The sequence below is a fragment of the Sulfurimonas sp. genome (assembly GCF_019429335.1).
Lineage (GTDB): Bacteria > Campylobacterota > Campylobacteria > Campylobacterales > Sulfurimonadaceae > Sulfurimonas.
Genome location: NZ_JAHYJB010000001.1, coordinates 11,118 through 37,185, shown reverse-complemented (window position 1 = coordinate 37,185; position 26,068 = coordinate 11,118). Strand labels below are relative to the sequence as shown.

Below are 26,068 nucleotides of genomic sequence, written 5' to 3'. Positions count from 1 at the left end.
ACTTAATGGATTATATATTCGGAAAACTAGCAAATAGACCAGAATTACCTCCAATTGTTTGGAATCCCGATTCAAGAAACTCTCTCAATCCCCACATGTTGATATGTGGAGGTTCTGGGGCGGGTAAGACTACGTTATTATTGAGAATAGCAGAATACCTTGCTATGTCAAATAAACATATCTTTATCTTTGATTTAAAGGGCGATATGGTTGTAAAAAACGATAATGGAGAGGTAATCGGAAATTATATAGAATTTACTGCATGGAATAGTAAGTATGGTATTAATCCGTTTGAGTTTGACACAGGCGTACCGGAAGAAGAGCTGAAAGAGATGATCTCCACAGGGAATATGAATGATGGGCAGAGATTTAAAGTTCAAAACTCAGGTCCAAAAGTACAGGTAGAAAGAATTATTGAAATTATCAAAAAGAACTTTTTGCCAAACATGGGAACAAATCAAAAAGACATCCTCATGTATCTATTTTCAGATACATATCTCTGCAAAGATTTTAAATATGATGATATAACAACTTGGTTAAATGAATTACCAAGCCTAGAGGACACGCTAGAGCTTGTAACTAGAATTAAGTCATACAGCAACAACTACAACGGTACTGTTATAGATGAGCAGAGCAGCGATTTTATAATGAACATGCAAAACCATATAGTCGGGCTTAAAAGCTTAGAGGCGAGACTTGAGGAAGAAGATAAAGATGAAGTTGAGAAAGTAATTAAGGAGCTAAAAGAAAAAATTGAAACAGAAGTAGGCGAATACATTGAATATGGTAAAAATAACTATACCAAAAAGAATGTTTCTCCCAATAAAGAGTGGTTTGAAGCAAGAGGTATAAATGTTGAAAAATACATGACGAAAGATGCTTTAAGAACTATAGATAAAATGGCTTCTTACATCAATGCCTTGGTTGATTCGGGAGTGTTTCACTCAACAAGACCACCAGTGAAAAGCGGCTTAAATATTGTTAATATAAGTGGGCTAGATGTAGCGATTCAAAGGTTTATAGTTGATGTATGGATCGGGAAAGTTTTTAAATCGTGTAAGATTAGAGGTACTTATGCTGAGCGTCCAAATAAAACAAGAGGTGAAAAGTGCGACACCTATGTAATAGTTGATGAGTCAAAACTTATCGCAGGTACTTCAAGAGACAAGAACGATCCGTTTAGTTATCTAAACCGAACGGCAACTGAGGCGAGAGGTTTCGGAATGGGCTTGATAGTTGCAGCTCAATCGGCAGAACACTTTCCGGCAGAATTTTTAAAAAATTTCGATGCACAAGTTATTTTGAATACAGGCATAGCAGACTTTGATTCTGTTAGAAAATCTTTTGGCATAGACAAGGCAATGCTTGAATATACTCAACATGGCTATGGCAATGCTCTTGTTAAGACAGGCAGAAGTTTTAGTAAAGTAAAATTAATTGAAAAGTTATGATAAAATTGTATTATCAGTTTTAAAAAAAGGTTAAAATTTATGGAAAACAAGAACGGAGGTATTGTTAAAACTTTTCGCTTAGATATTGAAACTTCAAACAAAATTGATTTGCTGAAAAAAGCAAACAATACCACAATGCGACAAATTATGACGGATGCACTCAATGAATATTTCAAAGTGCATTTAGACGATGCGCAAGAAGCGATTAATACAGTCTATAAAGCTAAACAACATACAGATTTAAGTGAGCATATGTATATTCCAATTGATTACTATGCCTTATATAATGACACAAACAAAGCAGAAATAAACAGGATGATAAGTAAAAATGAATTGCAAAGTGTTGTTCTTGGAGACATAACTTTAATCATGGTTGATATTAGCGAAAGTGCTTACAAACGAGCTGAACTTTTAATTATGCGCAGCAACATGATTAAAATAAAAAAAGAAATGCAAATTATAAGAAGAGAATTAAATAAAATTAAGAAGACTCAAGATTCGGAGATAGAGGGTGACACTTCTCAATAGTTTTTTTGAGATGTTTTGGCTTGATGTGTGTGTATATGCTCGTAGTAACCAAACTACTGTGACCTAAAAATTCCTGAACAGTTCTTAAGTCACACCCATTTAAAATAAGGTGTGTCGCAAAAGCATGCCTAAAATAGTGAGGAGAATATCCAAACATTCTTTTTATTGCTGCTGAGGCAGCATGTATTGTAAGTTTTTTTCCTCTTTTACATATCCACAAACACTTAAATAAACAAAGGGGGCATTGCTCCTTATAGTTGTTGATCGCAATGTGTACATGAATATTAACTGGGACATATCTTGTTGTTTTATTCTTTGTTCCCTCCAGCCTAATCCATTTATCGTCCATGTCTATGGAAGTTGTATTTAGTATTTCTGATATTCTTGCTCCCGAAGAATAAATTAACACAGTAAGTGCAAAATCACGGCAGGAAACCCAGCTCGCTTTTCTATCAAAAATTGGATTTTTTGTTTTTAGAAGAATTAGCATGTCCTGCTCATCTATTATATTTGGTATTTCAGAGATATACTTTAATTGTTTTACTTTGCGCAATTCGCACGAATAATATTTTTTACATAAGAATTCAGAGAAATTGTTGATTGCAGCAATTTTAAAATTAACCGTTCTATTGGAAATCAATTTTTTAGTTTTTGCCCTATTTTTTACAAAACTAATATATTTGTAAAAAGTATTTTTATCAATTTGCGAAAAATGATAATAATCGCTATCCTGTAAAAAATATACAAACTCATCAACACAAGAGATATATATGTTGACAGTATTCGTTGCATAATTTTTAAGGACTTGTAGATAAATCTTATATTCTTTTAGAATGAAATGAATGTTAGATATTTTAAGGGAATCGTCAATCATCACTTCATGAGCTTTTCATATTCCTTAACTTCCTCAGCCTCAATTTCATTAATATCTAAAGTATAAGTAGTTATGTTCAGCGCGAGCAATAATCTAACAAAACTTCTTAAATTTAACGTAGATCTATAAACCATCAGTTTTAATGCTTCAACTTTTGAATAATTTTTGCCATATTTTTTTAGTCTATCCATTATTTCATCTTCTGATAAGCCGGAAGTTTGAATAATTGTTTCTAAGTGTCTTCTAACAATTTTGCCAACAGGATCTGCTCTCTTTTCTCTATATTTTTTAGCAGTCTTTGTTGTTATTTTTCTTTTTCGCATTTTTATCTTCTTTTTTATCTTTTTTGACAACTTTAAGCTTTAAGATTGTAAGATTGTAATCTCTTTATTTTTTTAGAGAATTGTATCAAAAATACGATAAAATTAATGAGAGACTTTTAAAAAAAAATAAAAAGGATGAAGATGTCAACTCAATCGCCAAATTTCGTTATGCCTTCATCTCTTTTTAAAATAGCAGAAAAAAACATTCATTCGCCTCGTTACAGTTACAGTTACAGTTACAGTTACAGTTACAGAAAGAAGGTCCTAAAATGTTAACAGTGGTATTTTATACTCTTTTTCTTAAGCCTAACCTTAAGCGAAAAAACTACTCTATTTTCTCGCCACTAAAACAAAAAATAACATACTATTTATTAAAAACCCTAAAAAAGCCCTTATTTCGTGTAATATTAAATAATGTAAATTCTCTTGAATATGCTTTTCTCTCTATTCGATTAAAAACATGATTGTATCTAATATCAATTTAAGAAAAATTGATATTTTTAGTTGATATTTTTTAGTATGAACATGTACACGGTATCATACAGCTTGTGTGTAGATTGAAAAATAGGCAATTATTTTATGTAATTAGGTACAACGTAAGCCGAGTTTTGTTTTGATAGCATTAATCTACTTTACTATTTACATAGTAACTCTAGCGAAACAGTAGCATAAGCTCAGCAACGGTTTTAACGCCGCAACCTTGCCATTAAGACGCTGACCACCTGTTTCTTGCTGCCATGTTGGGTTTACAAGCTCTCTATATTGCTATAGAGACTGGTGGGCTCTTACCCCACCCTTTCACCTTTACCACTTTTAGTAAACTAAAAAATGGAAGTCTGCTCTCTGTTGCACTTTCCCTCGCATTACTACGGCCATTAGTTAAATGGAACACTGTCTTATAGCAGCTCGGACTTTCCTCTTGAGGTTAATCAAGTCACTATCTGTTGTACCTGCGAAATAGTACAAAAATATTCCTTTATATCTCTTTTTTTCAGTATGAACAATCGTTCACTTGATTATTTTATTATATGAACGTTTGTTCATTTCGCATAAGAATAAATTAACAGTTGTTCATATATAATTCTTTTTAAATTAACAAGTGTTCTTATATGTAAAAAGGTTGTAGAATGTCGAAAAATACGGTAGTTCAGAAGAAATCAAATACAAAGCAAAAGATACTGAAAGTATCATCATCCCTCTTCTCAGAGTATGGATTTAAGGCTACAAGTGTGCGAAAAATAGCTTCAGAAGTTGGTATAAGAGAGAGTGCTCTGTATAATCACTTTAAAAATAAAGAGGAGATATTTTTGTGTGTTGCAAAAGAGATATTTACCTCCCCTTTTGCTGAAAAAAACAGTGATATAAAAGAGTCGGCATTAAAAGGAAAGGCTTTTTTACAAAAATTTGCAATGCAGTACAAGCTTCTTACTTTTGATAAAAACAACGAAAACATGTTCAGGCTGCTTATGATAGAGCTATTTCAAAACAGAGAGCTTAGAGAGCAGTTTATGAACGAATTTCACAATGAAAATATAAAAGTGCTCTCAGAAGCTTTCTTTATTATGATGCAAAACTCACTTATACGTTCTGCCGATCCAATGATGGTCTCATATGAGTTTCTATCCACTCTATTCTACATAAGGCTTCAGATAACACTTCTGCGATTTGACAGCAGCTCCACCAATAGTCTATCAACACAGTTTGAGAAGCATGTAGAGTTTTTCTGGGATAGTATCAGGGTGTAATATTTTAATTAAAAAAGAGAGAAAAGCAGTAGATATTGTTTAATATTAAGCATAGAAATAAAAAAAAGACAGCCATTTGGCTGTCTGATAACGCAATAAGTAGCTTAGTTAGTCATTGCTTCTTTAGCGTATTTCTCGCCAAGTTCATATGCTAGCTTATTTGCCGCATGAACTTTGGCCGGTACTTTAGAAAGCATTGTATCAATCAATGACTGCTTAGGAAGCACATTTGTCATTGTATTTGTAATTGCTAGCGCAACAACAGATTGAGTAATAACGTTACCAACCTCTTCTTTTGCAATAGTAATAATTGGAATCTCATGGATAATCCATTTTTTGCGATCTTCAGCAGTCGGAGAAACCAAGTTAGGATCTACGACTATTATTCCGCCAGGCTTAACACCATTTTTGAACTGCTGATAAGATACGTTTGCAACTGAAAGCATGAAATCAATCTCGCCCTCATTTGCATATGGGTAGCGAATCTCATTGTCATCAAGCGTGATGTCAACAACTGTTGGACCACCACGAACCTGAGATGTATAGGTGGCAGTTTTTAAACCGTATCCACCATCTTTAATTTTACAAGCCGCCATAATTTCACCAGCTAATAAAACACCTTGACCACCAACACCCGTAAATCTTAAAGAATTTCTCATGCCAGCTCCCTATATCTTTTTCGCAAAATCGTCTTGAGTGATTTTACCACGCTTGCCTTGAGCAGCTTTGATTACTTCTTCGTACATGTCAGTGTATTCGGGTTGTTTGATTTCTCTTAAAACTCCGGTTGCAAGCTTATTCATCTGCTCTTCTTCACTTAATTCATCCCATTTTCTCTTAGGAACTGTTATGCTGTCAATCCAGTTTAAGTTTTCCATAGCGTTAGCCATCTTGTTTTTACGGCCAAGGTTGATATGGCAGTTAGATAGAACTTCTATAAAACTAAAACCTTTGTGCTCAAAACCTTTAACTAAAATTTTCTCTAATTTCTTAGAGTCAATCATAGATTCACGAGCAACAAATGTAGCACCTGCTCCCATAGCCAGATTTGCAACATTAAAAGTCGGGTCAATATTACCGTTTTGTGCAGATACACACCACATACCCCGAGGAGTAGTTGGAGAAATCTGTGAATTTGTAAGACCATAAATAAAGTTATTAATTAGAATAAAGTTAAGGTCAATATTGCGACGACAACCGTGAATTGTATGGTTACCACCGATTGCAAGACCATCACCGTCACCGGCAACAACGATTACATTTATTTTAGGGTTGGCAAGCTTTATACCAGTTGCATAAGCGATCGTACGACCATGAGTCGTGTGAACCGTATTACAATCTATGTATGAGCTAAAGCGTCCAGAACATCCGATACCTGAAACAACACATACTTCAGTATTCATATCCCAGCCCATTTTTTCTATAGCACGGATAGTAGCTTTCAAAATAACACCATCACCACAACCCCAACACCAAAGTGTCGGCATTTTATTTACACGTAAATATTTATCATAATTAAATGCCATTACATCATCTCCTTAACTTTTGCTACCATTTCAGACGGCGCTATTGGGCGACCATTTGCTTTAAACAGTGTAGTAAAATCATCTCTTTTGATAACTCTTTCGATTTCTTTAGAGTATTGACCCATATTAAGCTCTGTAATAAAAATCTTATCTTTAAATCTTGCACCGATTTGGGCAATTTTTTTAGCTGGAGAAGGCCACAACAAGATTGGTCTGAACATGCCGGCCTTAATTCCCTGTTCACGAAGCTTGTTGACTGCTTCATAAGCGCCAAGACCAATTGAGCCATAAGCAATGATACAAACTTCTGCATCATCCATCATATACTCTTCATAATCAGGCTGATCGTCAAGACCGTCATTCTCAGCTGCAACTGTGTTGATTTTACCGACTAGACGCTCTATATTGAATTCACACTGGGTTGCGTCTTCAGTAGGGAAACCTTCATGTCCGTGGTGAAGACCTGTAATATGGTACTTGTACCCTTTAAACATAGGGTTAAGAACTGCAGGCTTGTTCATAGGAACATCATACGGTTTATACTCTGTAGGAGAGCCACTAAACGTTGCACGATTAACAACACTGGCCTCAACTTCTGCTAAATCAGGGATTACAGCCTTTCCGTGCATGTGACCGATTGTCTCATCTAGAAGGATAAATACCGGAGTCATATATTTTTCAGCCAAGTTAAACGCACGTACGGTTTGAGTATAGCACTCAGTCAAACTGCCTGCGCATAGAGTAATTGAAGCATAATCCCCATGAGTCGGATATTGTGCTTGACCTATATCTGCTTGAGATACACGAGTTGGAAGACCAGTTGATGGACCACCACGCATAACGTTTACTATAACCAATGGGATTTCTGCGATAAAACCAAGACCGATTTGTTCAGCTTTAAGTGAAATACCGGGACCTGAAGTCGCAGTATAAGATTTTACACCTGTCATAGATGCGCCTAAAGCAGCACAAATACCGGCAATTTCATCTTCCATCTGAATAAATTTTCCACCGACTTTCGGTAATAAATCAGATGCCACGTGCATTACTTCAGATGAAGGAGTGATTGGGTATCCGCTAAAAAATCTAGCGCCGGCGTCAATTGCTGCCATTGAACATAGTTCATTACCTGTTGAGATTTCTTCTCTTGCCATTATTTAACTCCTTGTTCGCTAAGTGACATATAATTATTTGCAATAACAGCTACTTGTCTATTTTTTGAGTCATCAGTTAATTTTGCAAATTTATACTCTTTTTTATCAGCTACATATATAGCAAAGTCTGGACATGATAATTCACACTCCATACAACCAATGCAAGACTCTGGATGTTCAATGGATATCATCGCACCAAGGGTTGACTTGTTATCATATCTCATTCCGAGTACGCCAGCTGGACATACAGAAACACAAATATCACATGCTTTACAGTTATTTGTATTTACCCATACAGGTTGATTGCCTGGGTTTTCAGTCTTAAAAGTTCCCATTTATTCTCCTCTTTTTTTAAAGCACGAAGCAAGCTTGTACTATTTTAACATTAATTGTTAAATTAACGCCAATTAAATTTTCACAAACAGATTAACTAAGTTTAATTAATATGACCCTGAATTGTGCTAATAACGCCTCTTGAATAACACTGGATGTTACCTAATGGGGCTCGCACCAAGGCCGTTTTTTTTATCTCTTAGCTAAAACTTCCGCTACAGCTTTTCCGATATCCGCAGGTGAAACAACAACTTTTACGCCTGCTGCGTCAAGTGCCGCCATTTTCTCGGCCGCTGTACCTGCGCCTCCGCTTACGATTGCGCCAGCGTGACCCATCCTTTTGCCTTTAGGTGCAGTTTGACCTGCTATAAAAGCAACAACAGGTTTTGTAATATGTTCTTTTATATATGCTGCTGCCTGAATCTCAAGATCTCCGCCGATTTCACCAATCATAACGATTGCATGAGTCTCTGGGTCTGCTTCAAACATCGGAAGAAGCTGCTTGTATGAAAGACCAATAATCGGGTCTCCTCCGATACCAACTGCTGTAGATATTCCAAAACCCTCTCTGCAAACTTGGTTTGCACCCTCATAAGTCAGAGTGCCTGATTTTGAGATTAACCCTACATTTCCTTTTTTGAAAATCATACCAGGCATAATTCCAATTTTACACTCTTCTGCCGTAATAATTCCAGGACAATTTGGCCCGATAGTTTTCATGCTGTGCTTAAGGGCATAAGCTTTAGCAGCTTGCATATCTCTAACCGGTGCACCTTCCGTTATGATAACAGCTAGTTCGATTCCTGCATCTGCAGCTTCCATTACCGCATCAGAAACGAATGCAGGCGGAACAAAAATCATAGAAACAGTAGCGCCCGTAGACGCAACAGCCTCTTTTACCGTGTTAAATACAGGCTGGCCTAAATGCTCAGTTCCGCCTTTATTTGGCGTAACACCGCCAACTATCTTTGTTCCGTACGCCATACACTGCTCAGCGTGGAAAGAACCCTCTTTCCCTGTAAAACCCTGAACGATTACTTTTGTCTCTTTGTTTACCAATATGCTCATATAAATCCTCCCCTCTCTTACTTTGCTTGTTTTGCGGCTGCTACTGCTTTTGCGGCGCCATCAGCCAAGTCCGTAGCTGCTATAACGTTTGCAATATTTGCGTTTCTTAAAATCTCTGCGGCTTCAGGTGCATTTGTACCATCAAGACGTACGATTACAGGAACATGTACATCTACAAGTTTTGTAGCTTCCAAGATACCGTTTGCAATACGGTCACATCTAACGATACCGCCGAAAATATTTACAAATATAGCTTTAACCTTAGGATTTTTAAGAATAATCTCAAATCCCTTCGCAACAGTCTCTGCATTAGCTTTTCCGCCAACGTCAAGGAAGTTTGCAGGTGTTCCGCCCATATAATTTATTGTATCCATGGTACCCATTGCAAGCCCTGCTCCATTAACCATACAACCGATTTCACCATCTAGCGAGATATATGAAAGACCGTACTGTGTAGCTTCACGCTCATCAGCATCTTCTTCAGAGATATCTCTCATCGCTTCGATATCAGGATGACGCCCAAGAGCAGAATCATCAAATCCCATCTTGCCGTCAAGTGCCAAAAAGTCACCGTTACCAGTTTTAACTAAAGGATTTATCTCTATCATCTCTGCATCATTTTCAATGTAAAGTTTATAGAGTTTTGAGGCAAAGCTTATAAATTTCTTCTGCTCATCCGGATTAGTAATTCCTAGACCAAAAACAAGCTCTCTTCCGTGAAAACCTTGAAAACCGATAGCAGGGTCAACCGCAACTTTGATGATTTTTTCAGGATTGTCATGTGCTACGTCTTCTATCGCCATACCGCCCTCAGTTGAAGCCATAATAACAGGCATTTCACGTGCACGGTCAAGAACAACGCCAAGGTATAACTCATCTTTTATATCTGCACCCTCTTCAATGTAAAGCTTTTGAACAAGTTTTCCCTCGGGTCCTGTTTGGTGAGTAATAAGGGTCATTCCTAAAATCTCGCGAGATAGTTTTTCTACCTCCTCAATTGAACGAGCAAGCTTTACCCCGCCGCCAAGTCCGCGACCGCCAGCATGTATTTGAGCTTTAACAACCCAAACAGGTCCGCCTAGAACCTTTGCATTTTCAACCGCCTGCTCTACGCTCTCGGCCATTAAACCTTTGGGTGTAGGTACATCATATTTAGCAAAAATTTGTTTAGCTTGATATTCATGTATATTCATTAAATTTTTCCTTTTTTTAATTTTGTCATTTTACGCATTTAAACGAACATGTTCGTTTTAGTGACAGGGACAATTTGTCCCTTGTAACCCCATAAAGTTACAAAACGAAGTTTCTTTAGAAAAAACTCTGTTTTTTGAGAATTATAGGGTTTTTGATTACGCTTTTGGCGATATCATATCTTCTGGGATTACGTACTTGTCGAACTCTTCGGCAGTTAAAAGCCCTAGCTCAATAGCGGTTGCCTTTAGAGTAGAGTTGTTTTTATGTGCCGTTTTTGCTATTTTTGCTGCATTTTCATAACCGATATAAGGGTTAAGCGCCGTAACAAGCATTAGAGAGTTTTGAAGATAGAAATCTATCTTCTCTGCAACTGGCTCAATTCCAACCGCACAGTGATCATTAAACGAGACTATCGAATCACCTAGCAGGCGGCATGACTGCAAGAAGTTGTATGCAATTACGGGTTTAAATACGTTTAGCTGGAAATTTCCCTGACTTGCCGCAAAACCGATAGCCGCATCATTTCCCATGACCTGACATGTAACCATTGTTACTGCTTCGCTCTGAGTTGGGTTGACTTTACCAGGCATAATAGAAGAACCAGGCTCATTTTCTGGGATAGTAATCTCCCCTATTCCGCATCTAGGACCTGAAGCAAGCCAGCGAACATCATTCGCGATTTTCATCATATCCGCAGATAGTGCTTTTAGAGCTCCATGAGAGAAAACCAAAGCGTCATGCGATGTTAGTGCATGAAACTTATTTGGTGCAGTGATAAAATTGTGCCCTGTAAGCTCTGTTAGTTTACGAGCTACTCTCTCGCCAAGTTCAGGATGAGCATTAAGCCCTGTTCCTACTGCTGTTCCGCCAAGTGCTAACTCACGGACGCTCTCAAGTGAAACTTTAATCATTTTTTCACACTTGTTTAGCATCTCTACCCAGCCGCTAATCTCTTGACCAAGCGTTAAAGGAGTTGCATCTTGAAGGTGTGTACGTCCTATTTTAACAATAGAATCAAATTTGGCCGACTTTTCAATTAATGTCGCCTTTAGCTTCGCTATTGCAGGAAGAACACGAGTCTCAACGGCAATTACGGAAGCTACATGTAGAGCTGTAGGATAAGTGTCGTTTGAGCTTTGAGATTTGTTTACGTCATCGTTTGGATGAACAAGCTTTTCAACTCTAAAATCTCCGCCTAAAATCTCAGTTGCACGAGAAGCAAGAACCTCATTATTGTTCATGTTTGACTGCGTGCCTGAGCCCGTTTGCCATACAACAAGCGGATAATTTCCGTCAAGTTTTCCAGCCAACATGTCATCGCAAGCCTGTGCTATTGCTTCTGCTTTTCTAGCATCTAGTTTGCCCAAATCTTTATTTACGAGCGCTACGGCTTTTTTAAGATAAGAAAAAGCTCTAGTTATCTCATACGGCATAGTCTCTTCGCCAATAGCAAAATTTTCTATTGATCTTTGAGTTTGTGCTGCCCAATAAGCATCTATTGGAACTTTTATTTCACCCATTGTGTCTTTTTCGATACGACTACTCATAAATCATTCTCCTTCAAAAAAATTATTTTTATTTAGTGTGTCAATCAAACTTCTAACAGAGTTGCAAGAGCCTTCAAACATCTTTTTTTCAGACTCATCAAGCGTTACTTCTATAATCTTCTCTGCTCCATTTGCGCCAAGCATAACGGGTACGCCAGAAACTACGCCAGAGTAGCCGTACTCACCCTCCAAGAAAACTGCACACGGATGAATCTGTTTTGTATCTTTTAAAATTGCTTCAACCATGATGGTTGTAGATCTTGCAGGTGCATAATATGCTGAACCTGTTTTAAGATGCCCTACTATCTCCGCACCACCGTTGCGGGTGCGCGTAACGATTTCGTTAATTTCTGTGTCAGTCAAAAGGTTACCAAGAGGAACACCCGCAACCGTTGAGTAGCGAGGAAGCGGAACCATGTCATCACCGTGACCGCCCATAACTGAAGCACGAATCTGTCCGCCGCCATATCCAAGTTTTTCCTGAATAAAACTAGCCATTCTGGCACTATCAAGTATTCCGGCCATTCCAATAATACGGCTTCTCTCAAATCCGCTCTCTCTTAATGCAACATAAGTCATAACATCCAGTGGATTTGAGACCATTATTATTATTGCATCCGGAGAGTATTTTGCAACTCCCTCTATAACCTCTTTTGTAATTCTTGCGTTAATCATAAGCAGGTCGTCACGGCTCATACCAGGAAGTCTTGGACTACCCGCTGTTACTACTACGACGTCACAGTTTGACAAATCCGACATATCCTCAGCAACGCTAACTATGGTATGACTTCTAACAGCTGCAGCAGCCTGACTCATATCAAGCGCTTTACCTTTAGCAACATCTATCTTGTTATCACGAAGAATTATTTCATGACAAGAACCAAGCATTGCCAGAGAGTATGCTACTGTTGCACCGACATTTCCGGCACCAACTATTCCTACTCTTTTACCTTGATTCATACACACTCCTTGAAATAAAATTATAAAGTTTTAGTGAAATATATTTTCCCAAAACATTACATTAAAGACATTTAAATATAACTAGATGCTGTCGATTATGGCATTTAGAGTTTTAGACGGTCTCATAGCAGCTTCAGTTTTAGCATCATTTGGGTGGTAGTAACCGCCGATATCTTGAGCTTTACCCTCGACTGACATCAATTCTTCCATAATTTTAGCTTCATTATCCTTAAGCGCTTTTGCCACTGGAGCAAACTTAGCTGCAATAGATGGGGCTTTTGTCTGAGACGCTAAAGCTTCTGCCCAATACTTTGCAACAAAGAAGTGAGAAGCTTTATTATCAGGCTCTCCTGCGTTTCTTCCAGGTGAATTATTGTTATCTAAATAACCGGCGTTTGCAATGTCAAGGGCTTCTGTAATAGCCTCTAACTCTATTGAGTTATTTTTCTGAGCTACAAACCTAAGTGATTCAGCAAGCGCCAAGAACTCACCAAGAGAATCCCATCTTAAATGCCCCTCTTTAATAAATTGTTCAACGTGCTTTGGAGCTGATCCGCCTGCACCAGTCTCAAATACACCGCCGCCCGAAAGAAGAGGAACAATTGAAAGCATTTTTGCAGATGTTCCAAGCTCTAAAATTGGGAAAAGGTCTGTTAAATAATCTCTTAAGACATTTCCTGTAGATGAAATAGTATCAAGCCCTGCCCTAACTCTTCTTAAAGAGTATTTCATAGCCTGTTTTGGAGCTAAAATTTCATACTCGATTGGAGTCTTAGCTAAATAAGCCGGCAAGCTGGTCATAAGTTTTTTGATTAGGTTTGCATCATGCGGTCTGAATGAATCTAGCCAGAAAACAACAGGATTTCCAGTTAAAACGCCTCTCTCATGAGAAAGTCTAATCCAGTCTTTGATAGCGGCATCTTTTGTTCTGCTCATTCTCCAGATATCGCCTTTTTCAACATTATGGCTCATTAACACTGCACCGTTTTCATCTTTAACTTCAACAACACCGTCTTCGCTGATTTCGAAAGTTGTAGGGTGAGAACCGTACTCTTCAGCTTTTTGTGCCATTAGACCAACGTTTGCAACATTTCCCATCGTTGTTACATCAAATTGACCGTTTTTAACACAGTCATCAACTATCTCTTTATAGAAAGTTGCATAAGTTCTATCTGGAATAACAGAAACGCACTCTTGAACTTTACCCTCAGCGTTCCACATTTTACCGCCGTCACGCACAACAACAGGCATAGAAGCATCGATGATAATATCATTTGAAGCGTGAAGGTTTGTGATTCCTTTTTCAGAATCAACCATCGCCATGTTTGGCTGAGTTTTGTAAGTAGCCATGATAGCTGCCTCTATTTCAGCTTTTTTAGATGATTTTTCAAGCTTTTTGTATAAATCTCCAAGACCCATATTCGGGTTTATACCGAGAGCTTTAAACTCATCTGCATACTTAGCAAACAGATCTTTGAAGAAGACTTCAACAGCATGACCAAACATAATAGGGTCGGAGATTTTCATCATAGTTGCTTTTAGGTGTAGTGACCAAAGTACGTCTTTAGCTTTTGCTTCTGCTAAAGTCTCTTGATAGAAGGCTCTCAATGCTTTTGCAGACATAAAAGTACCGTCTAATATTTCACCCTCAACCGCTTTAATATCTTTTAAACACTTTCCGTTTAGGTTAATTGTAACTGTTCCGTTGCCAGACTTTATAACTGATTGCTCATTTTCATAGAAATCATTGTTTGTCATATGAGCTACGTAAGCTTTTGAATTTTCAGAGAACGCTCTTAATTTATGAGGGTTTTTCTTTGCAAAGTTTTTAACAGCTATCGCTGCACGTCTGTCAGAGTTTCCTTCGCGAAGAACAGGATTTACTGCGCTTCCCAGACAAGCAGAATACTTCTCTTTTATGGCTATCTCTTCGGCAGTTTTAGCATCTTCAGGATATTGAGGTAAATCGTACCCTTGTGACTGAAGCTCAGCTATACACTCTTTTAGCTGTGGAACTGAAGCCGAAATATTTGGTAGCTTTATAATGTTACAATCCGGCTGCTGAACAAATTCACCAAGCACACCAAGAGCATCTGTCTGTTTTTGCTCTGGTTTTAATACACTAGAAAATGTAGCAATAACTCTTCCTGAGAGCGAAATATCACTCAACTCTACATCTACGCCCGCATTCTTTACAAAAGCTTTTACGATTGGTAAAAGTGAATAAGTTGCTAAAGCTGGTGCTTCATCTATTTTTGACCAGATAATTTTTGACATTTTTTTGTCCTTGGTTAATATTTTATATTTTTGCAATAAGGTAACACTTAGAGCGAAAACTTATAAAATGTATATTACCACTAAGATTAAACAATATAGGACTACAACGTCTAACTATTCACTTTTATTTTAGATATGTTTCATTTGGTAGCACGCTTTATATTGGTCAAATGTGTAGAATAGTTACTACTAAAATCATGTGTTCCGTTTTTTGATTTCATAAAGTAGAGATAATTGGTATCAGCAGGAAAGATTGCCGCTCTAATTGCATCTACGCTCACGTTGCACACAGGAACCGATGGAAGACCGCTGTATAGGTAGGTATTGTATATAGACCTGTCCTCTTGTATCCTGCTTGGAGTAACTTTTACATGTGAATATTTTCCATAATTCAGAGTTCCATCCATCTGCAGTTTCATCCCTTTTTTGATTCTGTTGTATATGACGGAACTTACCAGAGGCATCTCCTCTATTGAGGCAGACTCTTTTTGAATTATAGAGGCAACTGTTACGAAATGTAACCATTTCTTCTCATTATATGTGCCAAATATCTTTTTAGAGAGCTTTTGCATCTGAGATGAAGACTCGTTTAGCAAAATCCTAATAACCATCTTTTCAGTTATTCCTATTGGCAGGCTATATGTATTTGGAACAAATGCTCCCTCTGCCCAGCCTGATTGCATCTCATACTCTTTTTGCAAAAGCTCTCTGTCTAGCTTTAGCTCTTCTCCCAGCTGATCTAAAAAGATATATGTTGTCTCGCCCGGAATCAACATAATATTTTGCAGTGCGGCTTTTGCTGTTGTCAGCTTATATAGAAAATCTGCTCTGCTGTTGTGTGTTGTTCCTATATTTATCCACCCGCTTTGAGGGGAGCCTATAACTCTTAGCAAGAGTGTGTCAAGTTTGCTTACATTATAATTTTTATTACACATTTGTGTTATAATCTTGCTTATCGAACCTTCAGGAATGTATATTACTTTAGGGGAATTTACAGGCTGATTTAGGTAATAAATGAACGACAACATAATTATTAGCACAATTTCAAAAATCCACTTCGTTATTGTCAGCGCTTTATCATTCATATTTTTGATACTCTTTACTGTTTTTGTGTTTTTACAAAATGGAATATATTTAGAAGATACATCATTCCAGAACGTTAAAATTAAGAAATTATACATTAAATGGGATGAAAAAATAAGCCTCATCGCCAAAGAGATTGAAATTAGCGAGAAAAAAAGCAAAACAGATTCACAAGATGATTATGAAAAAAATATCAAAACAATCAAAGAAAATCTTCCATATTTAAACTGGTTTAAAGAGATAACGCTTGAGAGAGCAGCTTACCGCGATATAGCAGTAACTCTACACTATATTGAAAATGAGAGCGGCTTTGTAAATCTCTCTTCGAACGATTTTTCCATAAACGCTACGCTACTCTCACAAAATGGTCTGCTTCACCTAGATATTGAGGATTTTTTGCTTACAAACAAAAATACGAAAATTAACGGAGATGCAATCTTTAGCCTTTATAACGGCTTGGAGCTCACAGCCGCGCTCTCTATTTATATAGGCGATGAGACAAAGCTTAAACTATACGCAAGCGGAAACAGGGATAAACTCCTATATAAAATAGAATCTGACAAAGATATCAAAGATACAAGAGAGATAGTTGATCTCTTTAACATTGATCCAAGAGCCAAATATTGGATGTATGACGCAATAACTGCATCAGGGCTCTCGATAAATAGATTCTATGGATGGATTGATTATAAAAACATCGATGAGGCATACCTAAATCTACATGTAAAAGCTACGGCACATGATTTAACATATGTTTATGACAAAAAAGTGGACTCTGTTCGTACAAAGAGCACGGAGTTGGAGTTTAAAGACGGTGTGTTATGCATAAGACCCCAAGATGCGTATTCGTACGGGTTTTTTCTTGACAAAAGCTGGCTGAAGATTGATTTTACAAAAAAAGAGGAGCTTTTGACGCTCTATCTTCTCTTTAAAGGTCAGGCAAACAAAGATTTGCTGCATCTTCTGGATAGATACGGCATTAATCTTCCGTTTATTCAGACAAATGGAGAGATGGATGCAAACCTAAAACTTGATATCAATCTTATATCTGCAGATGTTGCAGCCATAGGTGACTTTTACGCAAAAGAGGCGCAAATAAACTATCTTGGACTCGATATAGATATATTTGACGCACATATAACTATAAACAACTCTAACGTCAAAGTAGAGAATATGGGTGCAAAATATGGCGATATCGCCTCAGCATATGTAGATTTGGATTTTAGAGCAAAAGAGTCAAAGGGAGAGCTCTCCTTTAGGTTTGAGAGCATTAACTCAACAGACAACTCCTTGATGCTTCTTAACGACAAAACACCTCTTGTTGCACTCTATACTATCTCTAATGAGCAGGATTACCTAGAGATTGAAAAATCCCGGTGGAGTTATAAAGGTGAAAATCTACTTATAGATGCAATGAAAATACCATTTGACATAGACAGCATAAGCGCAAAAATTCCTCCAACAAAGATAAGATCGGAAAAAACTCTCTCGGCAATATTTTTTGGTGAGCTTCTTTTTAAAGAAAAAAAAGCAAATATTGGAATAAATCTTTTGTCTCTAAGCCTTATGGGAATCGAGCTTGACAAATCAAAGCCACTCTTAAATCTTCTCTACGACAAAAAGAGGCTTTATATATCTTCAAAAAATTTAGTAAAACTAAAAACCGACACAAGCAAATTTACTATCAATAACCTAGCTGCAGATATAAAGCAGGATATACTCAAAGTAAATAATTTAGCTCTAAAGTATGAAAAGAACCTGAGTGCAAAAATCAACTCAGAGTATAACCTCAAAAACTCAGTGGGGTTTGTGAAAATCCATGATTTGAAATACATTGACGCAAGCCTTGGCGAAATATTTAAAAATGAAGATGATATTGAGCTTCTGCTTCAAAGCAAAGAGAATAAAGTTTTTATCAACTCAAAGAGTCATGATTTTGAGTACGCATTTTGGGATAAAGAGTGGAAGCTTAGCGTAAACTCCATAGATAAAATAGCTCTACACTCTAAAATACTGACAGACTATAATTTAACAAACGGCAGTTTTGAGATCAGCAAAACAAAAGATGAAAAAAATGCAAAATTTTCACTAAAAACAGACTACCAGTACAGATTTCTTGCAACAAAAGAGGGACTGATAGAGAGCTATTTTATAAATGGTGAAGTCGATACTAAAACAAAAGATATATTTTTAAAAATAAATGATGCGGTTGATGTAGAGATAAAAGATGACATCATTGTAAAAGCGGAAAATATTGGAATAAACCTGCACGAAATAGCAACCTTTTTTAACGACAGAAACAGCAGCAGTGATAAAAACAGTACACCTAAGGTTTTTGTCGACACACAAAACTGCTTTATTTTTGTCAGCAAAAATCGACATGTAATTTCTGACACTATCAATTTTAGGTTTCTTAATAAAGTGGCGCATGGTGAGCTTTCACATAAGCAAGGCAGAGCGGTTTTTAATCTAAAAGATAGCGTATTTCACCTATACGGAGAGAATTTCAACGATGAGTTTATGGGAAGGCTCTTTTATCTCTCAAAATTCAAAGGCGGCTCCTTGGAGTTCTATATCAACGGCCCTATTGATGAGTATGAGGGAATGATTTACGTAAAAGATACCACTATTCTTGATTATAAGATTTTAAACAATATTCTTGCCTTTGTGAACACCGTTCCCTCCCTTGTAACCTTCTCTCTTCCCGGGTACAATAAAAACGGAATAGCTGCAAAAAATGCTTATGTTAATTTTAAATTTAAAGATGATGTGTACAACATCAGCGACATCTACCTCAAATCAAAAGAGATTGAAATTGTTGGATTTGGCGAAGCTAGTACGGAGAAAAACAGCATAAATTTAGACTTGAACTTAAGAACAAGCCTTGGGAGCTCATTTTCAAAGATACCGCTTCTTGGACATATCTTAATGGGAAAAGAGAATATATCTACAACTCTAAAAGTAACTGGTGCGCTTGATGACCCCGACATTGACACACAAATAGCAAAAGATATAGCGGTCGCTCCTTTTAACATAATAAAAAGAACGCTTATGCTTCCGTTTGAACTCTTTAAAGATAAAGAGAACAAGTAGAGCTACTCGTTTCTAAGAACGGTTAAAATATCTACCTCGCTCGCCTTTTTTGCCGGATAAAAAGATGAGATTATAACTATCACAAATGCCCCGACTACAATTGAGATAAAATCTTTAACGCTCAAATCAAGAGGCAGAGTCGATGTCGGATAGACATCTTTTGGCAGATTCACTATGTCAAATGTGCTAAGAACCCATAATCCGCTCATTCCAAGAACTATTCCTGCCAAAATACCGCCCGTTCCTATAACCATACCAAGATACAAAAAGACCTTTTTTATCTCCGCTGGAGTAGCTCCAAGAGATAGAAGCAGCGCAATCTCGCTTCTTCTGTTCATAACGGTCATCAGAAGCGAAGATATAATGTTTATCGCAGCAATAAGGATTATAAGCATCAGCACGATAAACAGAGAGACCTTTTCAAGTTCAAGAGCCGCAAAAAAGTTAACATTATCTTCCCACCAACCTTTTATAATGACACTCTTAGGCAGGAGTGCTTTTATTTTCAATATATCCTCTTGAGAATTTGTGGAGTAGATATGTATCCCGCTGTATTGATTGCTAGGCAGATTCAGCATTGATTGAAGCGATGAGAGGGTTGTGTAGTTATAAGCCTTATCATAAGCTGAGAGACCAGAATCAAACACTCCCTTGACACTGAATCTTTTTATTTTGGGAGTAACGCTCATGCCACCCGGTTCAACATGCGTAAAAATATACATCAGTTTATCGCCATCTTGAAGCAAAAACTCATCCCTTAACGTCTTACCAATTAAAACGTCAAATCTATCAAACTCGTTTTTTGCTATCGCCTCGCTTAAAACGCTGTTTACTTTGGCTTCACTCTGAAAATCAACACCGAAAATATATCCGCCTTCAAGCTTAGAGCCGCTTCTTGCCATAATCGCAGATTGCACATACGGGCTGAAACTTAGATTTGGAAACTGTGATTCCAGAGTAAGCAGTAAATCTTCATTGACGGCTCCGTAAAATTTCGGAAGAATTGTCATAGGATAGTTCATGATTGTCAATTTTTTTCGAAACTCGTTGTCAAAGCCGTTCATAAGCGCCATGGCAATCAAAAGAACCATTACCCCAAGCGATATCCCCATAAACGCTAAAAGAGCGGATAGGAATATAAACGGTTGCTCGTTATCAAAACGTAAAAATCTTTTTACTAAATATGGAACAATTGATGTTTTCAAGAAGCAAAAACACCTTTTTTAGGACCGCTTTTACCGCAGCACTGTTTATATTTTTTGCCGCTGCCGCATGGACATGTATCATTTCTTGAGATTTTCTTTGCAGAATTTTCCTGTTCATTTTGATAGAGGTTAAACTGAATCGCCGCTTCGTTGATTTTTCTCTGTATATCCAGCTGCTCTGCAACACGTCTCGCTTCCTCCTCTGAATCTTGAACCCTAAACTGGATAATCTGAAGAGTTTTTATAGTGTTAAACTTGATATCTCCGACAAGCTCGGTAAAGAGGCTAAAGCTCTCTTTTTTATACTCTACAAGCGGATCTTTTTGGTTATAAGCTCTTAGTCTGATACCTGTTTTCATATTATCCATTGCATAAAGATGCTCTCTCCAAGCATTGTCAAGCTCTTTTAGGTATAGCTCCCTCTCTATTTCACTTCGCACACCCTCGTCAAGCACGCTCATTTTGCTGTCGTAAACACCTTTTACATTCTCTACAATAGTCTCAAGCAGCTCTTCATACTCGTAAGATAAGAAATTTTCAGCACTTAGCTCGAGGCTAATCTCCTCATGCAGTGTCTTAAAGACTTTTTCTAAATTAAAGTCCTCTCTTGCTCCGCCGTTAAAAATAGCTGCATTGTTTAGTACATGCTGGATATATTCTGCCCTAATTTCATTGATTTTTGATGAGATATCAAACTCAGGGTCAAGCAGTTGATTTCTAAATCTGTAAACTATTTTTCTCTGCTCGTTTGCAACATCATCATACTCAACAATATGCTTTCTGCCATCATAGTGCATATTTTCGACTTTTTTCTGAGCCTTTTCAACTGCGCGCGTAACCATTTTTGACTCTATATACTCGCCGTCTTCAACGCCTAGTCTCTCCATTATGCTCTTAATCTTGTCGCTTCCGAAAATTCTAAGAAGACTATCTTCAAGCGAGAGATAAAATTGTGTAGTTCCAGGGTCACCTTGGCGTCCGCTTCTTCCGCGAAGCTGATTATCGATGCGACGGTTCTCGTGTCTCTCTGTACCCACGATGTACAATCCGCCAAGATCTCTTACTTCATCATCAACCTTGATGTCAACACCGCGTCCTGCCATATTTGTGGCAATTGTAACTGCGCCTTTTGCACCGGCATTTTTAATAATCTCGCCCTCTTGCGCGTGATTTTTTGCATTTAAAACTGTATGCGGTATCTTCTCTTTTTTAAGCACTTCATGAAGTATCTCCGACTTCTCTATTGAGGCTGTTCCAATTAGCACGGGCTGACCTGTTGTTGAGAGTTTTTTTATCGTATTTATTACGGCTTCAAACTTCTCTTTCTCTGTTTTGTAAATCAGGTCGTTTAAATCTTTTCTTTGAATAGGTATGTTTGTGGGAATAGAGATAACGTCAAGTGAGTAGATTTGTGCGAATTCAGATGCTTCAGTCTGCGCAGTTCCCGTCATACCAGCCAGTTTGTTATACATTCTAAAATAGTTTTGGAACGTGATATCTGCTAATGTTTGCGTCTCCTCTTTTATCTCAACGCCCTCTTTAGCCTCAAGGGCTTGATGCAGACCCTCCGAGAAACGACGTCCCTCGCTAAGGCGTCCTGTAAACTCATCAACAATTACAACCTCACCGCTGTTCACAACGTAATCAACATCTTTTTCAAAAAGATAGTTTGCCTTAAGTGCTTGGTCAAGGATATGCGAGAGTGAAGCATTCTCAGGGCTGTAAAGATTTTCAACTTTAAAAAGCTCCTCTGCTCTTGTAATGCCCTCTTCTGTAAGCAAAACTGTCTTGTCTTTTTCATCTACACTAAAGTGCTTATCTTTTACAAGCAAGAGAGCTATACTGTTTGCATCTTTAAAATCTCTAAGTGTTCTATTTGTCGGTCCTGAGATGATTAGAGGAGTTCTTGCCTCATCTATTAAAATACTGTCAACTTCATCAACAATAACAAAATTGTGCCCTCTTTGAACCATATTAGCGCGAGAGTAACTCATATTGTCTCTTAGGTAATCAAATCCAAACTCATTATTTGTTCCATAAGTTATGTCGGCGTTGTAGACTTCTCTTTTAGCCACCGGGTCATTCATATTTTCTAGAATAACACCTACACTAAAGCCTAAAAATTCATACAGAGGACGCATCTCATTGCCGTCTCTAGAAGCTAGGTAGTCGTTCACGGTTACAAGATGTACACCTTTGCCCGTAATTGCATTAAGAACTATTGGCAAAGTAGCAACAAGCGTCTTACCCTCTCCCGTCTTCATCTCTGCAATTCTGCCCTCATGCAGAACTACCCCGCCTATAAGCTGAACGTCGAAGTGTCTCATGTTTAGCGTTCTCACGCTAGCTTCTCTCGTAATTGCAAAAGAGTCAACCAAAACATCCTCTAGCGTTTTTTTACCTGATAAAACACTCTCTTTTAGCTCAAAAAAAGCACTCTTCAACTCATCATCATTTAATGATTTATATTTACTCTCTAAATTATTTATCTTCTCTACAGTACTAAAATATCTCTTTAATTCACGATCATTTGTAGTACCAAAAATCTTACCAATTAATGCCTGCAGCATCCGCAACCTTATTATAGACAGCTCCTCTTTATGAGCCTGCCACTGAAATTCTTTTTATTTTATCATACATATAATAATAATTCGCATATATTCTAAAATGATTTTTTTTTACTATTAATACTAAGTAATATGTAAACAACCGCTTGGATATAATTTTCAAAAACAAGGATAAAAGTGAGATATATTTTTTTAGCGATTTTAATAACCGTGGAACTTTTCGCCTCCCTCGAAGATATAGTATCCTTTGAAGCTGACTTTACGCAAAGCATAACTGACGAAAAAAACAAAACTATAAACTATTACGGTCACATAGTAGCTTCAAAACCGCAAAATGCAAGATGGAGTTATATAAAACCGGTTAAAAAAGAGGTTTATATAAATGATTTTGAGGTAACGATTGTCGAGCCTGATATTGAGCAGGTGATAATAAGAAAAATAGAGTCGAATTTTGACTTCTTTAAGATGATAAGCAATGCCAAAGAAATAGAAACAAACAGATATGTTGCATACTACAGAGAGTCAAAGTTTACGATAGTCATAAAAGGCAGACTCATAGAATCAATCTCATATTTAGATGAGTTTGAGAATAGCGTTAAAATAGTTTTTAAAAACCAAAAGCAAAATCAGAGCATAAATAAAGCTATTTTCAAGCCCTCTTTCTCAGCGGAATTTGACATTATCAGGGATTGAGTACGGCTATTTCAACCCTGTTTCTTCCGCCGTGCTTAGCTCTATAGAGAGCTTGATCCGTTATTTTATATATCTCGTCTATCCCCATATCGCACTCTTTTGGAATAAAAGATAATCCTATTGAAATTGATACAAATTTTGAGACATTGCTCTCTTTATGCTCTATCCTCAGCTCCTCTATATTTTTTCTCATAACCTCTGCCCGCTCAAATGCAATCTTGTTGCTGTTTGAATAAAACGATATAGCAAACTCCTCTCCTCCAAGTCTGTAAACATAATCATTCGCGCGCTTGAAAAATGATTTCATCTCCAGCGAGATAGCCTTAAGCGCTTCATCACCCTTTTGATGTCCATAGCGGTCATTGTACTGTTTAAAGTAGTCGATATCTATGATAAGAAGAACCAGATTTTTATTTTCACGCTTTGAAATTTTATGCTCTTTTGCAAAATTTAAATCAAAAAAGCGTCTGTTATAAAGACCGGTCAAAGCATCGGTGATGGAGTACTCCTCTATTTTTTTCTTATCCGTAATATCGTGCAGTATGGCAGAAAAGCCCAAAATATTGTTATATTTATCAGTCTGAGGCGTCACGGTTATTTCTACCCAGTACTCTTCACCGCTCTTGTTAAGGTTTTTAAGCTCACCTTTAAATATTTTTCCGGCTAATATAGTCTCCCATAAATTTTTATAGAGCTCTTTTGAGGTGTCAGGATGCGAAACAATAGAGTGCGATTTTCCGATAACCTCTTTTTTTGAATATCCAGATATCTTTGTAAAAGCATCGCTTACGTCGGTAATAATTCCTTTCGTATTTGTTTTTGATGTGATTACATACTTATCTATCAGCTCTATATATTTTTTATTGGTATCAAGATATTTTGCATCACGCAAAAAGCCGATAATCATATCAATAAAATATGTAAAATCCTCATTATGGATTATCTCGTTTTTTTTGATAAATCCAAGCTGCAGGACGCCAAAAAGTTTCTCATAGCTTATAAGCGGAATTGTGCATATATTTGTCGGCTCAATTGTAATAGACTCGATAGTGAAGCGTCTTTTTTTCTCATCACTAATCTCTGTATATATATACTGCTTTTGGACTGCAACCTCCCCAATCATCCCCTCTCCCAGCTCTACAATCGGCTTCATCTCGTTTGTTGCGTATGACGATGCCAGATAGAGTTTGTTGTTCTCTTCGTTAAAGAGATATATGGCACCTTGAACAATATTGAATTTATTTGCAAAGAAGTAGAGTGCGGATGAAGATATCTCCCCTGTTGTCTTGCACTTTTCCAAATCGTTTTTAAGTTTTATAATAGAGGTCAGATTATTTTTTATCTTTTTTTCACTCTTCATATAAAGCATATAGCTTCTAACCATTGAAATGATGGTCACAAATATAAATAGAACAACAAAGGCACCGACAACTATCCCGTACATCTTCGTCTTTTTCACCTCAAGCAGTTTTCTGTTTAATTTTTGATTTAAAAATTCAGCGTTGGTGCTGTATAGCTCAAACATTTCATCTATTATATTGGTAGATATTGTAAAAAATTCCAGCGCGTCGATATCTATATTGTCAGAGATAACTGTTTTCTTAACATACTCTTGCATCTTTTTTGCTTCACTATTAATGTTATCAAACATAGAGAGCAATCTTGTTTTTTCTACGTCATCTTCTATTTCATTGATGGTTCTGCGTATCTGTTTTGCATACTCTTCATATAATAGCCAGCTGTTTTGGACTGAATACCTAAACTCTGCGTCAGATAAGTTGTCCGAAATAGCTTTTGTTGTTTTTGCTCTGATTTTTCCGGTAATTTCTATGAGATTTGGAAGGTGTTTTAGCATAATTTCTATCAAAAAATATTTCTCACTATCGGACTCAAGCAGAAGTTTGGATTTAAATCCCAAATAGTACATCTTATCCTTTAATTGTTCAATAATATATGTATATTTTTGATACAGAAGTGTTTTATCATCATCTGTGTTTTTAAGCAGACTCTCAATTTCATTAGCAATGTGGTTGTAGTCGTTGTCGTAAAGAGTCGGATATAGTATTTTGATATCTCTTATAATAGCCATCTCTTTATTAACGTCTACTCTTATAAATTCGACGCTGTTTTTTATACTGCCGTAATTTGATTGACCCATCGAGATTTCGTCAAACTGGCTGTAACCTCTTAATTTCTGGATTTTCAGTATAAATTTTTGAATCTTTTGCGCGAATTCTACTCCGCTGATTTTATATTCTGTTTTTTCTATCTGATTATTATAGTTTGCAACAAAGTTGTTAAATAAAAATAGTGCCCCGCCGATTAAAAGCAGAACCAATACGGCTAATTTGTATATTTTTTGCATTAATATCTAACCTGATTACTAAATTTTAGATATTCTAGCATAAGAAAATAAAATAGCTATTGCCGTTTTAACATAAGATGGG

Annotated in this window: 20 protein-coding genes and 1 other RNA gene; 5 read left to right on the top strand and 16 right to left on the bottom strand. The window is 37.0% G+C overall.

Translation table 11 applies throughout. The features are described from left to right. Window positions 1-5 precede the first annotated feature (5 nt). Together K0A91_RS00155 and K0A91_RS00150 are read left to right on the top strand one after the other, a co-directional pair. Window positions 6-1,451: a DUF87 domain-containing protein gene (locus tag K0A91_RS00155; RefSeq protein ID WP_295006933.1), complete on the top strand. Its 1,446-nt coding sequence runs from the start codon at window positions 6-8 to the stop codon at window positions 1,449-1,451. Between the two features lie 39 nt (window positions 1,452-1,490). Next, window positions 1,491-1,979 carry a hypothetical protein gene (locus tag K0A91_RS00150; RefSeq protein WP_295006931.1) on the top strand — a complete coding sequence of 163 codons (489 nt, stop codon included), beginning with the start codon at window positions 1,491-1,493 and terminating at the stop codon, window positions 1,977-1,979. On the opposite strand, the gene K0A91_RS00145 is transcribed toward K0A91_RS00150, so the two are convergent. From K0A91_RS00145 to rnpB, 3 genes are all read right to left on the bottom strand, one after another. Beyond that, window positions 1,933-2,853 (bottom strand): tyrosine-type recombinase/integrase, encoded by a 921-nt coding sequence (locus tag K0A91_RS00145; RefSeq protein WP_295007357.1) that lies wholly within the window; start codon window positions 2,851-2,853, stop codon window positions 1,933-1,935. The two genes, K0A91_RS00150 and K0A91_RS00145, sit on opposite strands and share 47 nt — an antisense overlap. Then, window positions 2,853-3,206, bottom strand: a complete 354-nt coding sequence (locus tag K0A91_RS00140) for a cation-transporting P-type ATPase (protein WP_295006929.1) — start codon at window positions 3,204-3,206, stop codon at window positions 2,853-2,855. Before K0A91_RS00140 ends, K0A91_RS00145 begins: the two co-directional genes overlap by 1 nt. Before the next feature lie 552 nt (window positions 3,207-3,758). Further along, window positions 3,759-4,129: RNase P RNA component class A (gene rnpB / locus K0A91_RS00135), an RNA gene on the bottom strand. 174 nt (window positions 4,130-4,303) lie between these two features. Here rnpB and K0A91_RS00130 point away from each other — a divergent pair. Beyond that, window positions 4,304-4,921 (top strand): TetR/AcrR family transcriptional regulator, encoded by a 618-nt coding sequence (locus tag K0A91_RS00130; RefSeq protein WP_295006927.1) that lies wholly within the window; start codon window positions 4,304-4,306, stop codon window positions 4,919-4,921. Between the two features lie 104 nt (window positions 4,922-5,025). Here the strand turns inward: K0A91_RS00130 and K0A91_RS00125 are convergent, their stop codons facing one another. The 10 genes from K0A91_RS00125 to mltG all read right to left on the bottom strand — a co-directional run bounded on the left by K0A91_RS00125 (window position 5,026) and on the right by mltG (window position 16,008). Next, window positions 5,026-5,580: a 2-oxoacid:acceptor oxidoreductase family protein gene (locus K0A91_RS00125; RefSeq protein WP_295006926.1), complete on the bottom strand. Its 555-nt coding sequence runs from the start codon at window positions 5,578-5,580 to the stop codon at window positions 5,026-5,028. Between the two features lie 9 nt (window positions 5,581-5,589). Then, window positions 5,590-6,447, bottom strand: coding sequence for a 2-oxoglutarate ferredoxin oxidoreductase subunit beta (locus K0A91_RS00120; RefSeq protein WP_295006925.1), 858 nt, complete (start codon window positions 6,445-6,447; stop codon window positions 5,590-5,592). Continuing rightward, window positions 6,447-7,601, bottom strand: coding sequence for a 2-oxoglutarate synthase subunit alpha (locus K0A91_RS00115; protein ID WP_295006922.1), 1,155 nt, complete (start codon window positions 7,599-7,601; stop codon window positions 6,447-6,449). Before K0A91_RS00115 ends, K0A91_RS00120 begins: the two co-directional genes overlap by 1 nt. Then, complete coding sequence (locus tag K0A91_RS00110; RefSeq protein WP_295006920.1) at window positions 7,601-7,936, bottom strand: 4Fe-4S dicluster domain-containing protein; 336 nt, start codon at window positions 7,934-7,936, stop codon at window positions 7,601-7,603. The genes K0A91_RS00115 and K0A91_RS00110 overlap by 1 nt, the downstream gene beginning before the upstream one ends. A 190-nt stretch (window positions 7,937-8,126) precedes the next feature. Continuing rightward, window positions 8,127-9,002: a succinate--CoA ligase subunit alpha gene (sucD, locus tag K0A91_RS00105; protein WP_295006918.1), complete on the bottom strand. Its 876-nt coding sequence runs from the start codon at window positions 9,000-9,002 to the stop codon at window positions 8,127-8,129. Between the two features lie 17 nt (window positions 9,003-9,019). Next, window positions 9,020-10,195 carry an ADP-forming succinate--CoA ligase subunit beta gene (sucC, locus tag K0A91_RS00100; RefSeq protein WP_295006916.1) on the bottom strand — a complete coding sequence of 392 codons (1,176 nt, stop codon included), beginning with the start codon at window positions 10,193-10,195 and terminating at the stop codon, window positions 9,020-9,022. Between the two features lie 156 nt (window positions 10,196-10,351). Then, the gene (gene fumC / locus K0A91_RS00095) at window positions 10,352-11,743 is read right to left on the bottom strand and encodes a class II fumarate hydratase (protein WP_295006914.1); all 1,392 of its coding nucleotides are present in this window, start codon (window positions 11,741-11,743) and stop codon (window positions 10,352-10,354) included. Between the two features lie 3 nt (window positions 11,744-11,746). Next, entirely contained in the window at window positions 11,747-12,703 is a 957-nt protein-coding gene (gene mdh / locus K0A91_RS00090; RefSeq protein ID WP_295006912.1) for a malate dehydrogenase, read from the bottom strand. A gap of 81 nt (window positions 12,704-12,784) precedes the next feature. Continuing rightward, complete coding sequence (locus tag K0A91_RS00085) at window positions 12,785-14,980, bottom strand: NADP-dependent isocitrate dehydrogenase (RefSeq protein WP_295006910.1); 2,196 nt, start codon at window positions 14,978-14,980, stop codon at window positions 12,785-12,787. Between the two features lie 140 nt (window positions 14,981-15,120). After that, window positions 15,121-16,008 (bottom strand): endolytic transglycosylase MltG, encoded by an 888-nt coding sequence (gene mltG / locus K0A91_RS00080; protein ID WP_295007355.1) that lies wholly within the window; start codon window positions 16,006-16,008, stop codon window positions 15,121-15,123. On the opposite strand from mltG, the gene K0A91_RS00075 reads away from it, so the two are divergent. Beyond that, window positions 15,995-19,156 (top strand): AsmA-like C-terminal domain-containing protein, encoded by a 3,162-nt coding sequence (locus tag K0A91_RS00075; protein WP_295006908.1) that lies wholly within the window; start codon window positions 15,995-15,997, stop codon window positions 19,154-19,156. The two genes, mltG and K0A91_RS00075, sit on opposite strands and share 14 nt — an antisense overlap. Window positions 19,157-19,158: 2 nt before the next feature. Here K0A91_RS00075 and K0A91_RS00070 read toward each other — a convergent pair whose 3' ends face one another. Beyond that, window positions 19,159-20,361, bottom strand: coding sequence for an ABC transporter permease (locus K0A91_RS00070; protein WP_295006906.1), 1,203 nt, complete (start codon window positions 20,359-20,361; stop codon window positions 19,159-19,161). Beyond that, on the bottom strand, window positions 20,358-22,931 hold the full coding sequence (secA, locus tag K0A91_RS00065) for a preprotein translocase subunit SecA (protein ID WP_295006904.1): 2,574 nt from the start codon (window positions 22,929-22,931) through the stop codon (window positions 20,358-20,360). Before secA ends, K0A91_RS00070 begins: the two co-directional genes overlap by 4 nt. Window positions 22,932-23,105: 174 nt before the next feature. On the opposite strand from secA, the gene lolA reads away from it, so the two are divergent. Further along, a complete protein-coding gene (gene lolA / locus K0A91_RS00060) occupies window positions 23,106-23,621 on the top strand; it encodes a LolA-like outer membrane lipoprotein chaperone (RefSeq protein WP_295006902.1) in 516 nt (171 codons plus the stop codon). Here the strand turns inward: lolA and K0A91_RS00055 are convergent. Beyond that, entirely contained in the window at window positions 23,611-25,986 is a 2,376-nt protein-coding gene (locus K0A91_RS00055; RefSeq protein WP_295006900.1) for a diguanylate cyclase, read from the bottom strand. The genes lolA and K0A91_RS00055 overlap by 11 nt on opposite strands. Between the last annotated feature and the right edge of the window lie 82 nt (window positions 25,987-26,068).